Here is an 11,461-nt window from a genome sequence, read left to right on the forward strand (position 1 = left end):
TCTGTCTTTCTACACGCGCGCATCTTCTTTCATAAGAAGATGCATATTTTATTTAGGGGGAAAGAGAGAATGAAAAATTGGAAAAAGTTTTTATTGATTTCGGTTTTTTCTACAAGCCTAGTAGCCTGTGGGAACACTGATCAACCAGTAGAAGAAGGAACCGGATTGGAGTCTAGTGAAGGAGAAAATGAAGAATTTCCTGTTACCATCACGGATGCTACTGGAGAAGAAATTTTGATTAAGAACGATCCTGAAAAGATTATTTCTTTAATTCCAAGTAATACAGAAATTTTATTTGAAATTGGAACAGGGGAAGACGTTATTGCTGTCACCGACAATGATAATTATCCGGAAGAGGTCATGGACTTAGAAAAAGTTGGTGGTTTTGAAATCAATGTAGAAAAAATTATAGCATTAGAACCTGATATGGTCTTTGCCCACGAATCTGGTCTATCTTCAATGGAATCTGGTCTACAACAAATTAAAGACGCTGGTATAACAGTATTAGTAGTAGATGATGCTTCAAATTTTGATGAAGTTTATAGCACAATTGAGTTTATTGGACAAGCTACAGGGTTTTCAGAGGAAGCATTAGAAGTGGTAGGTTCAATGAAAAATGAATTAGAAGCTATAGTTGAAAAGACGAAAACATCTGATCTCACACCTTCAGTATTTTTTGAAGTATCTCCATCACCAGAAATTTATACTGCTGGAAGTAATACGTTCTTAAATGAGATAGTAGTAATGTTGAATGCAGAGAATGCCGCATCAGATATTGAAGGATGGGCGATGCTAAATGATGAGCAAATTATAGATCGTAACCCTGAAGTGATCATTACAACATACGGTTATTATGTTGAAAATCCAATAGAGCAAGTATTGTCTCGTACTGGTTGGGAATCAGTGGATGCGATTAAAAATGAAAGAGTAATCGACATACATTCTGATCTAGTTACACGAACCGGCCCGAGATTAGTTGAAGGAGTAGAAGAAGTTGCAAAAGCTATCTATCCTGAGGTTTTCACCAAATAGATTTACCATACAATTAAGTATAGCTGTACTACTATTAATCTTATCTCTACTGTGTGGCATCTCTTTTGGTTCAGTTACCATACCGTTCAGCGAAATTGTTCAAATCTTATTTGCTTTTATAACAGGTCAGTCTATAACGGAAATACCATCTTCTACAATATCTATCGTGACCAATATACGTTTACCTCGTGTTATATTAGCGGCATTAGTTGGGGCGTCTCTTGCAATTGCAGGGGCCGCCTTTCAAGGTTTATTACAAAATCCCTTAGCTGATCCTTATACATTAGGGATATCCTCTGGGGCTTCATTAGGAGCGGTTCTAACTATATTTTACAACTATCTTTACCTTTTATTTCGTTTCTAACGTTACCAATTATGAGTATTCTTTGCTCATTTCTTACAATTTTCCTAGTGATTCAGTTTACCCAATTACTTGATAGGCAGATGAAAGTAGAATCTCTTATATTAACAGGAATTATTATCAGCTCTTTTTAGGATCCATTATTTCATTAATCATTTCCCTAACAGGGGAAGAATTAAGACAAATCATTGGGTGGTTACTGGGCAGTGTCGGCATGAGAGGATGGAGTCATATTGGGGTGCTTATACCATTTTTATCCATAGGGTTGATCATATTACTTCTATCTTCAAGAGAGTTAGATATTATCTCATTTGGTGAAGACAGAGCAAGACATTTAGGAGTGAATGTGAAAAGAAAAAAATGGTTGGTACTAGTAGGTTCCTCTATTGTTACGGGTGCAGCAGTCGCAGTTTCAGGTACTATTGGGTTTGTCGGACTCGTGATCCCACATTTTGTTCGATTGTTATTTGGCCCAACTCATAGTAGACTTCTGCCTCTATCGTTTATTTATGGAGCAAGCTTTTTAATATGGGCAGATTTATGTGCAAGAACCATTATCCAACCATCTGAGTTGCCTATAGGAGTTCTTACTAGTTTAATTGGTGCACCAGTATTTGGCTTACTATTAGTTCAACGTAAAAGAGAAAGAAGAGGATCTGTGTGATTGATGTTTTAAGATTAACAGGTGGTTATCATAATGAGCCGATTATTCGAGATCTTTCGTTTTCGGTTCAATCGAATGAATTTCTGGGCATTCTTGGTCCAAATGGTTCAGGTAAATCTACATTATTACGATTGTTATTGGGAGAACTGCCTGTCATTTCTGGGGAAGTGAAAATTAACGGAAAGAATATTAACCATTTTGATACAAAAGAATTAGCCAGAAAAATGGCTGTTCTTCCTCAACATGTTCATTTTTCACTCCCCTATACAGTGATTGAAACAATCGAATTAGGAAGGTATGCTCATAAGAAGGGATGGCTTCCTCATTTATCAAAGGAAGATCGTGACGTCATAAAAAGAATCATTGACTTAACGAGAATTCATACTTTACTTCATCGATCTTTAGACGAATTATCTGGTGGAGAACGACAAAGAGTTTTTCTTGCACAAGCATTGGTTCAGGAACCTGAAATTCTTATATTAGATGAACCTACAAACCATCTAGATATTGGGTATCAAAAAGAACTTTTAGACTTATTAAAATTATGGTCCGTGGATAAACGCTTAACTATTATTGGAGTATTTCATGATATTAATTTAGCTTCTATGTATTGTAATCGTATTGTCTTGTTGAAAGAAGGGAGAATGGTGACGATGGGGAGCCCTTATGAGACGATAAGCGAAACGAATATTAGAAGTGTGTACGAGACAGATGTTCACCAAACTCACCACCCTTCAATCCCAAAGCCTCTTATGACTCTATATGGAGATCATCCAGAACATAGTGTAACGATTAAGAAAGAAGCTATTAAAAAGACAAATGATTACATAGAGTATGTTTCACCGGTTCCACTGAGGACCATTTCATCTGATATTATCGGCGGAGGGATTAGCTGGAGAAAGAATTTTTATAACGTATGGGTAGATGAAGGGTATGATTGCAAAGATCCGAAATCAGATGTTCAATCCTTTTTAAACTCTTTAGGTAGAAACATTGATGAAAGTACTTGCATGATGACAGCTGTTCCTTTAGAACGATGTGTGGTAACCGAATTTAAGGATCAAGATGTTTCGATTGTGATTACAGTTACGGCAGGAACTTTTCATGCACTAGACATCTCGAAAGCAGAAAAATACCCTTCATTAGGAATTGGGACCATTAATACATGGATTTTCGTCAATGGACATGCTACGGATGAAGCTTTGATTCAAGGTGTAATGACAGCAACTGAAGCGAAATCAAAAGCCATGATAGATGAAGGAATACTAGATGTGACACACGGTACATTGGCTACTGGAACCCCTACTGATAGTATTGCAATCGGATGTACTCAGAATGGAGTTTTTTTAGAATATGGTGGTCCTGTAAGTCACTTAGGCTCACTCATTGCAAAAGGTGTCTACGAGACAATCAGAAAAGCGATACAATCAACGGAGTGAATGACATTGGGAGACTTACTATTTGTAACAGGTGGAGTACGTAGTGGAAAACTTCCTATAGTGAACACCTTGCTTACGAATTTCATCAAGGGTGTAATGGCAATTTAATTTACCTAGCTACCTCATCTATAACAGATTCAGAGATGTTTGAACGGATTAACCGTCATCAAAAAGATAGGAACAATTCAGCATTACCTTGGGTGACGATAGAGAAAGAAAGAGATTTAGATGAAATTTTTCACCTTTTAAAACCACAAGATGTGATCGTTATAGACTGTTTGACTACGTGGTTAAGTAACGAAATGTTTAGTGTATCTACTGTTCTAAATCCAAAGAATAAAATGATTCAAACGATAAAAAGTATACTAAAAAAATCGGCCATCGTGATCATTGTGAGCAATGAAATAAGTTTTGAATGGATTGAACCAAACTCGTTAACCTATTCCTATTGCGAAACCTTAGGCGAGCTGCATACTTGGATCGTTCTTACCTGCAGCAAAGCGATTGAAATGGACATGGGAATTCCGATTATTCATAAGAAAATTAATTTTTTCACCACAAGGGGAGGCTAATGGATTGAGCCACATATGGAAAGGCTTCCTATTTTCACTACAATTTCTGACGATTATACCTATAAAAATTGACATCGATTTACATCCAACTAGTATAAAACGTTCCGTCCAATTGTTTCCTATAATAGGGATATTAAAAGGTGTTCTTCTTTTCATATGCATGAACTTCGTGGGAATAAGTGATTTATCATTCATAACACAAGCATTTTTCCTCTGGCTTGTAAGTATAGTGATTACAGGTGGACTTCATCTGGACGGCTGGATGGACACTAGTGATGCTTATTTTTCATATAAAGACCCTCTGAAAAGACTTGAAGTTATGAAGGATCCAAGAGTGGGTGCGTTTGGAGTCATCTCGTTAATTATGTTACTTAGCACTAAGTTTATATTCATTTATGAAATAATCCGAATGACATCAGAAACCTCAGGATGGTTAATCGTGATACCTCCATTTATTAGCTATATAGCATTATCTCTACAGTTGGTCACATTTCCTGCGGCTAAGAAAGATGGGATGGCCAATTTCTTTCGTCAGCATGTAAAACCAAAACACCTTTACATATGTTGGATGTATGGACTGATAGTATGTATATTTGGGTTCGTTTATGATATCTATTTAGGGTTTATTGTAATGTTATTTGTCGGTTTTGCTGTGGTATTTTACGTTTGGGTGAAAAAGAAGGTTGTAAAATGGTTCAATGGAATTACAGGAGATGTATTAGGGGCAAATCTTGAGGGAATGGAGTTATTCTTATGGGGAATACTTTTTCTATTTCACTACTGCGACATGGTATGACTCTTGCAAATGTTGAAAAAAAGTATATAGGCTGGCAGAGTTCTTCACTATTAAAAACAGAAGTGGCCAGATTAAGTCGTCTTGCTCCATACATGAAACGAATGGATTCCGTTTCATGTAGCGATTTAGTAAGAGCAATAGAGACTGCTCAATTAGTCGTGCCTAACAAACTGATTGAAAAATAAGTGAATTTCGTGAACTTCATTTTGGTGATTGGGATGGCTTGACTCATCACGAATTGCAGCACAATCCCAACTATCAGCAATGGATACAAGAGCCGTTCAACATACCCATTCCAAATGGGGAACATTTTACAGAATTCAGATGTAGAGTAAATAGAGGTTTTTCTTTGTTGCTTAAAGAAATAAGAAATAAACCAAATCATCATCATCTGATTGTATCACATGGTGGAGTAATGAGAGTTTTATTAGATTCCTTTGCTCCAGCTAGTAAGAAAAGCTTTTGGGAATGGGATATTTCCCATACAGTCTTATATACCTTAACGTGGAATTTAGAAAGAAATGAAGGAGACCATCGATGTACTTTATTACAGGTGGAGCATTTAACGGAAAAATAGATTGGACAAAGAATAATCTAGTCTATACTCAAAATGTGAAATGGGTAAAGGAGGAAGAATCTATTTTCCCACTAGGTGGTGAGGACAATTCCACTATTGTTATAACAAATTTAGAGAAGCGAATCTATTGTATGTTGGACCAAGTAGATTCTTCTAAAATTAGAATCATATGGGTTCAGATGCTGCTAGATTTAAAAAATTGGGAGCTACATGGTAACAATCGACATGTTCTCATTATTGGAAATGATATAACGAGGGGAATCGTGCCAATGGATGCATCCATAAGACAATTTCGAGATTTAGTTGGATGGCTCTATCAGGATACGGTAAAGTATTGTGATGATGTGTATAAAATATGGTATGGACTACCTACTAAACTTAAATAGGAGGAATCATAATGAAATTGTATACGAAAACTGGTGACAAAGGACAAACGAGTTTAATTGGTGGAAGAGTTCATAAAGATCACATAAGAGTGGAAGCCTACGGTACAATTGATGAATTAAATTCCTTTATAGGAGCTGCAATCGTAGAACTTCATGATAACCATGTAGAGGATATTCGAGAAGATTTAGAAAGAATTCAACATGAGTTATTTGATTTAGGAGCAGACTTATCCAATGTATCAAAGAATCTTACTGAAAAGCTTTCAGAAGAGAATATTAAAGAGTTAGAAAGCAAAATTGATCAATACACAGATGAGTGCCCACCATTGGAACGATTTATTCTACCTGGAGGAACTAGAGGAGCAGCTCTATTGCATATTGCGAGAACGATTACAAGAAGAGCAGAACGTTTAATCGTAAGCTTAGTTGCTGAACATGAGATGGTGCCAAAGCATTCTCTGGCCTATATTAATAGATTATCGGATTACTTGTTTGCTGCTGCAAGAGCTGTTAATCATCGCTCGGGAGTTAAAGATATCGAATACAATCGAGGAAGAAAAGTGTTTACTACAGCTAAGGTGAAAAAGGATGAAAACAAGTAGAGTCAATCTAATCGCAGCTTTTATTGCTTTGTCTGTCATTGGAGGCTTCATTAAAATACCATCTCCCATTAGTTCAATCGCATTAGATTCTGTCGCGCCTCTTATAGCAGCTAGCATGTTCGGAGGTATGATTGGTGGTTTTATAGGGAGTATTGGTCACTTGCTTTCTTCATTAAGCGGTGGTTTTCCACTAGGCCCCTTCCACTTTATTATTATGATTGAAATGTTTTGTATACTTTTCATTTATGCGCTTTTTTACAAGACTAATAAATGGGTCGCGTTTTTATTCTTTATTGGAGCTAACACCTTTTTAGCTCCATTGCCCTTTCTTTTTTTTCATGGGCCCATCATTTTTATTTTTTCCTTGCTTCCTTCTCTAGGGATTGCGACCGTTGTAAATATCATCCTAGTTATTATTCTTCTTCCAAAAATACAGTGGATTTATTCACATAGGTTTTCCGGTACCTTTCAGTGAGAGACATTATAACCTTACCATCTCATCAATTAATCATAAGCTGTGATAATAGCGGAGGAATTGGACAGAAAGATGAGGATGTTGTTAGAGTAGAGAATAGTCAGGTAGCTTATTATACTTTTCGTGTTGCCGTAATGGAATGTATTTCAGCTGGTGGAGCCCCTCAGTGTGTGATATTGCAAAATTTTAGTGGAACGAAAGCTTGGAACGAATATGTGACGGGTATTAAAAAGGAATGGAGGAGCTTGAGTTAGAACTACCGATAACAGGATCAACGGAAACGAATATGCCACTTCTTCAATCAGGAATTGGTATTACTATTATAGGTATAAAAACCAAGACGATAAACAGTACGTTTAATCCTGAGCTTCATGAATTAGCAATAATAGGAAAGCCTCTAGTAGGTGATGAAGTATTACATCAAGCAAATGAAATCGCTCCAATGCAAGTGTTCAAAAAGTTTACGGAACTTTCTCAAGTTTTATATACAGTTCCGGTAGGGTCTAAAGGAATTGCCTTTGAAATTGAACAAATCTTACTATATAAGAATTCTATACATTCTGATCTGGATCTGACTAAATCAAGCGGACCATCAACTTGCTTTATAGCGGGTTATAACAAAGAGATAGCAGATGATATCAAACTGCTAGCAGAAAAATATTTCATCCAATTATTGTCCTTCCTATTGATTAGGAGGATGATTTTTTGTGTATAACAAAAAATGAGTATACAATACGTGTAAAGAGTGATAACTTTAATAATGTTTCACAAGGGTGAACGAAAGGACGTGTTTGATTTGAGATTAGAAGCAGGCTTAGTATTGCCGCTAACAGTGGATAGACAAGTGGATTTTGGTTTTTTCTTAACTAATGACTATGAAGATGTATTATTACATAAAGGCGAAATACTAGAAGATATCCAAGTAGGGGATGAAATTGAGGTATTTCTGTACAACGATAAGCAAGGTCGCTTATCTGCCACTATGAAAATCCCAACGATTCGCCAGGATGTTTATGATTGGTGTGAAGTTGTAGATAGTAATGAAAAGCTTGGTGTTTTCGTATCCATAGGGTTAAAGAAAGACATACTCGTATCAGCAGACGATCTGCCAAAGTTTGATGAACTATGGCCAGCTGTTGGAGACCAGCTTTATATGACGTTAAAAACAGACAGTAACGGATTACTGTATGGTAAATTAGCGACAGAGAATGTCATTGATGAAATAAGAAAACCAGCACCTAAACAATTACTAAATCAAGATATTGAAGGCCGAGTCTATCGGGTACTTCGTGTTGGAAGCTTTCTCATTACAGAAGAGGGATATCGTTGTTTTATCCATGAAAGTGAAAGAGAAGAAGAACCAAGACTCGGCTCATTAATGAAAGCACGTGTCATTGATGTAAAAGACGACGGAAATGTTAATGCCTCTTTCTTACCTCGTAAACAAGATAAAATGAGTGTGGACGCTGAAAAAATCTATGCTTATATGGAGACTAGAGCAGGGGCTATGCCTTATGGTGATAAAACACAACCTGATATCATCTTAGATAAATTTTCAATGAGTAAAGGTGCGTTTAAGAGAGCACTTGGACAATTGATGAAGAATGGTCGAGTTTATCAAGAGGATGGTTGGACTTATTTTTCAGAAAGAAAATAGAAATGAAAAAAGGCTGATCTGAAATCAGCTTTTTTTCAATGGAATTAAACAAATTTTCCGTAATCTGGTTTAGCGATTTCCTTAAAATGATGGGCCAAGTAAGCTAATTCTTTGGATAATGCTTCCGATTCCATAGGATTACCGTGACCTGTTATGACTTTTTTAGGTTTCAAGGATTCCAAGAGGATGACAGATTGTTCGGCCTTGGCCCAGTCCTCTGTAAAATATCTAGGAGGTCCATTTACTTCTGTATCTTGTACAAATACCTTGTAAAGTGAATCTTGTCTAACTGTGACAAAAGCATCACCTGCAATCAATAGACCATCCTTTTCTCGATAAAGCGAAATGTGTCCAGAAGTATGACCTGGAGTAGCAAACCATTTCCACTCTGGTAGAGTGGGTACGGTACCATCTTTTCTAAAGAATATAAATTTTCTTTTATATTAATTCCTTCGTTGGGAAAAGTTGGAGAAATTTTAGCAACTAAACCTCCTTCAACGCTTCCATCTGGTTTAGGATAATCTTTAGTACCATCCAAATAAGGAAACTCGTCATTATGTGCATAAACCTTGCTAGGTTTAGTTGATAAAAATTTATCAATATTACCAACATGATCGAAATGGCCGTGTGTGAGGATAATGCTTTCTAGTTCTTTTCCTTTCGTTATATCGTTGATCTTAGAAACCAATAAATCATATGTATCAGGAAATCCAGTATCAACAAGTACAAAAGTTGAATCTTTCACAATAACAATTACATTTACAATTTTTGTTGTAATGGAAAATACATCATCACTTAATTTATGGATGACTCCATTTTCAATAGATGTAAAAGGTAACACTCGATCCTTCATCATTCATCCCTCCTAAGAGTAGTATGATGATAAATCAGACATTTATGATGGTAATAAAAAAAGAAAGAGTAGAGAATGAGCTCTCTACTTTAAGAATTGAATTTAATTTCGTCGTCCATCTCATGATTGTGAGTAAAAATGATAATTTTTGAAGGTGTATTTACACTTGCAACTCTTTTCGCTTCTTCAATAGCCTCTTCTCTCGTTATGGATGAATAAATTGGGGAAACATCTTCTAACTTCACGATCCACCCATTATCATTCTCGTTTGGAACTACAGAATATTCTTTCATAGTTGCTCTCTCCTTTTTCTTTGATTTATGTTTTCAGTACCCGTAGAGGAGTGGATAAAACGTGACGAAAGCATATTTTTTTGGGAAGTATCACAACCTGTCCACCTTTTGAATACACTTTTACTAGAGGGTTAAGAATGGTTCGGTTCTTTTCTCTCTTGGTCCGCAGTATGTCCTCTCTTTCTAGAAGGCTTGTTTATGTAGACAAGCCTTCTTTTTTTTGCATTCGAGTTTTACTATCAAGGATCCGAAGAAGTTTTAATCGGTTATAACGCTGTACTAGTATAAATGGAATATTTGCTCCAAACGCATAAAAGCACATAATTAAAGCGATAGTAAAATCAGTAAAGAAGAAAAAAGGGAGACAGGGTAGTATTTGAAACCAATGCGATAACTCTGCTCGGTCTATTTCTATTTTTAGTTTGGTTTAATTTATCTTTTTTTAGTGCTGACAAGCGATTTCTTTTTTGTACCTTTTATAAAAAGACCTCCAGCATCTGGAATCCTGGACTTCCATTTATGAATGCTTAAATATTTTTCATAGAGGTGCTTATGATGTAATTCAAAGGGCGAGCTAGCTATCAGCCAATCAAAATGGATTAAGAACGATATATTCCATTTTGAAGACCACCAAGCTATACCTATTTGAACGATAATCCAATAGAGAATAAAAAGTAGAATCATTTTATATCTTCACCATCTTTTCTTATGACAATGTTTCTACCTTTCCATGTAGCATTTTTCCTGATAAACGTAATGAATAACGAATACAGAAAGGTCAGAAAAAAGAACAGAAGGTGAAAAGGGAATAGGAGCACAGAATAGAACTTTATATTAATGATATATTTTAACGTTCCATTTAAAATCAATGCTACAAGTACATATCCTAAAAAGTAGGAGAAGGTGAGATTTTGTGCTAACTCAATCGTAAAGGTATATAGCAGAGAGATCCATAGAATAATTACCATTAACAAAGACAAAGGAGTCATTATCGCTCCTTTTGAAAAGCTTTTTGCCCAGCCCCTCGTCATCTCACTTAGGGATGAGTACATTCTCATGTGTAAAATATTTTTTCCTACAAAGGCTTTTAACGTATATCCATTTTTTCTTGGCATATTGCAGTAAGCTTAAATTCTCAACGATTTCCGATTTTATTGATCGATGACCACCTAAAGTAAAGTAGGTTTGTTTTGATATAACCATACATTGACCATAGCCTCCTAGAACCTCTCCCCATGCCTTTGTAGCACCAGAGGAAGCAGCAACAATAAGATGGAAAAAGGATGATAAGCTTTCAATGAATGTTTTGGTTACATGATAGGGATGTATCGAGTATATAAGGTTAGGATGAAAAGGCAGAGTTTGGAGGGCACTACTCCCACGAGGGAACCAAGTATCCGCATCAACAAACACTAAAACATCCCCTTTAGCATGCTTAGCCCCATTCCAACACGCCCAAGACTTTCCTAACCAACCTGTCGGAAGAGGAGGGGTATCAATCACCACGACTCCATACTGTAAAGAAATTTCCTTTGTACAGTCTGTTGACTGATCATTTACTACAATAATTTCAGTGAGCTTTGATTCTCCTAAAGAAGATAAAAGAGTTTCTATATTATTTTCTTCATTCCTTGCAGGAATAATAATGCTAATGCTTGTAGACTTTGGTGATGGGTCAATCTGATAAGAGATTCTCCAAAATAAATAAACATGTACTAGTATCAATAAAAATATAATCATATTGTACCTCCTAA

At 36.1% G+C, this 11,461-nt stretch carries 16 protein-coding genes and 2 pseudogenes; 13 read left to right on the top strand and 5 right to left on the bottom strand.

Going from position 1 to position 11,461, the window contains the following annotated elements; genetic code table 11:
* The first annotated feature begins 69 nt into the window (after positions 1-69).
* The 13 genes and pseudogenes from M44_RS06865 to M44_RS06920 all read left to right on the top strand — a co-directional run bounded on the left by M44_RS06865 (position 70) and on the right by M44_RS06920 (position 8,561).
* Complete coding sequence (locus M44_RS06865) at positions 70-1,032, top strand: ABC transporter substrate-binding protein (protein ID WP_010172242.1); 963 nt, start codon at positions 70-72, stop codon at positions 1,030-1,032.
* Positions 995-2,057 (top strand): annotated as a pseudogene (locus M44_RS27965) (FecCD family ABC transporter permease). The gene M44_RS06865 and the pseudogene M44_RS27965 overlap by 38 nt, the downstream one beginning before the upstream one ends.
* Positions 2,054-3,496, top strand: a complete 1,443-nt coding sequence (locus tag M44_RS06875; protein WP_010172248.1) for an adenosylcobinamide amidohydrolase — start codon at positions 2,054-2,056, stop codon at positions 3,494-3,496. Before M44_RS27965 ends, M44_RS06875 begins: the two are co-directional and overlap by 4 nt.
* Positions 3,497-3,555: 59 nt before the next feature.
* Positions 3,556-4,068, top strand: a pseudogene (locus M44_RS06880) (bifunctional adenosylcobinamide kinase/adenosylcobinamide-phosphate guanylyltransferase); the annotation flags it as partial.
* Between the two features lie 4 nt (positions 4,069-4,072).
* Positions 4,073-4,864 carry an adenosylcobinamide-GDP ribazoletransferase gene (cobS, locus tag M44_RS06885; RefSeq protein WP_010172252.1) on the top strand — a complete coding sequence of 264 codons (792 nt, stop codon included), beginning with the start codon at positions 4,073-4,075 and terminating at the stop codon, positions 4,862-4,864.
* Positions 4,822-5,049, top strand: a complete 228-nt coding sequence (locus M44_RS28765; RefSeq protein ID WP_081447440.1) for a histidine phosphatase family protein — start codon at positions 4,822-4,824, stop codon at positions 5,047-5,049. Before cobS ends, M44_RS28765 begins: the two co-directional genes overlap by 43 nt.
* Positions 5,046-5,441: a histidine phosphatase family protein gene (locus M44_RS27970; protein ID WP_081447441.1), complete on the top strand. Its 396-nt coding sequence runs from the start codon at positions 5,046-5,048 to the stop codon at positions 5,439-5,441. The genes M44_RS28765 and M44_RS27970 overlap by 4 nt, the downstream gene beginning before the upstream one ends.
* Positions 5,402-5,827 carry a bifunctional adenosylcobinamide kinase/adenosylcobinamide-phosphate guanylyltransferase gene (locus M44_RS06900; RefSeq protein ID WP_010172257.1) on the top strand — a complete coding sequence of 142 codons (426 nt, stop codon included), beginning with the start codon at positions 5,402-5,404 and terminating at the stop codon, positions 5,825-5,827. The genes M44_RS27970 and M44_RS06900 overlap by 40 nt, the downstream gene beginning before the upstream one ends.
* A gap of 11 nt (positions 5,828-5,838) precedes the next feature.
* Positions 5,839-6,429: a cob(I)yrinic acid a,c-diamide adenosyltransferase gene (locus M44_RS06905; RefSeq protein WP_010172259.1), complete on the top strand. Its 591-nt coding sequence runs from the start codon at positions 5,839-5,841 to the stop codon at positions 6,427-6,429.
* On the top strand, positions 6,416-6,904 hold the full coding sequence (locus M44_RS06910) for an ECF transporter S component (RefSeq protein ID WP_010172261.1): 489 nt from the start codon (positions 6,416-6,418) through the stop codon (positions 6,902-6,904). Before M44_RS06905 ends, M44_RS06910 begins: the two co-directional genes overlap by 14 nt.
* Positions 6,901-7,158, top strand: coding sequence for a hypothetical protein (locus M44_RS24980; RefSeq protein WP_050770930.1), 258 nt, complete (start codon positions 6,901-6,903; stop codon positions 7,156-7,158). The genes M44_RS06910 and M44_RS24980 overlap by 4 nt, the downstream gene beginning before the upstream one ends.
* Positions 7,140-7,619 carry a hypothetical protein gene (locus tag M44_RS21125; RefSeq protein WP_050770931.1) on the top strand — a complete coding sequence of 160 codons (480 nt, stop codon included), beginning with the start codon at positions 7,140-7,142 and terminating at the stop codon, positions 7,617-7,619. Before M44_RS24980 ends, M44_RS21125 begins: the two co-directional genes overlap by 19 nt.
* A gap of 45 nt (positions 7,620-7,664) precedes the next feature.
* Complete coding sequence (locus M44_RS06920) at positions 7,665-8,561, top strand: CvfB family protein (protein ID WP_010172263.1); 897 nt, start codon at positions 7,665-7,667, stop codon at positions 8,559-8,561.
* 44 nt (positions 8,562-8,605) lie between these two features.
* Here the strand turns inward: M44_RS06920 and M44_RS29355 are convergent, their stop codons facing one another.
* The 5 genes from M44_RS29355 to M44_RS06945 form a co-directional block, all read right to left on the bottom strand.
* Positions 8,606-8,989 carry an MBL fold metallo-hydrolase gene (locus tag M44_RS29355; protein ID WP_081447442.1) on the bottom strand — a complete coding sequence of 128 codons (384 nt, stop codon included), beginning with the start codon at positions 8,987-8,989 and terminating at the stop codon, positions 8,606-8,608.
* Entirely contained in the window at positions 8,875-9,417 is a 543-nt protein-coding gene (locus M44_RS21130) for an MBL fold metallo-hydrolase (protein WP_081447443.1), read from the bottom strand. Before M44_RS21130 ends, M44_RS29355 begins: the two co-directional genes overlap by 115 nt.
* A gap of 86 nt (positions 9,418-9,503) precedes the next feature.
* Positions 9,504-9,707 (bottom strand): DUF2188 domain-containing protein, encoded by a 204-nt coding sequence (locus tag M44_RS06930; RefSeq protein WP_010172268.1) that lies wholly within the window; start codon positions 9,705-9,707, stop codon positions 9,504-9,506.
* 196 nt (positions 9,708-9,903) lie between these two features.
* Positions 9,904-10,122: a glycosyl-4,4'-diaponeurosporenoate acyltransferase CrtO family protein gene (locus M44_RS29835; protein ID WP_420167098.1), complete on the bottom strand. Its 219-nt coding sequence runs from the start codon at positions 10,120-10,122 to the stop codon at positions 9,904-9,906.
* Positions 10,123-10,739: 617 nt separating this feature from the next.
* A complete protein-coding gene (locus M44_RS06945; protein ID WP_010172272.1) occupies positions 10,740-11,447 on the bottom strand; it encodes a glycosyltransferase family 2 protein in 708 nt (235 codons plus the stop codon).
* Positions 11,448-11,461: the final 14 nt, after the last annotated feature.

Source organism: Bacillus coahuilensis m4-4 (assembly GCF_000171615.1).
In the GTDB taxonomy this organism is placed as follows: Bacteria; Bacillota; Bacilli; order Bacillales; family Bacillaceae_K; genus Bacillus_T; species Bacillus_T coahuilensis.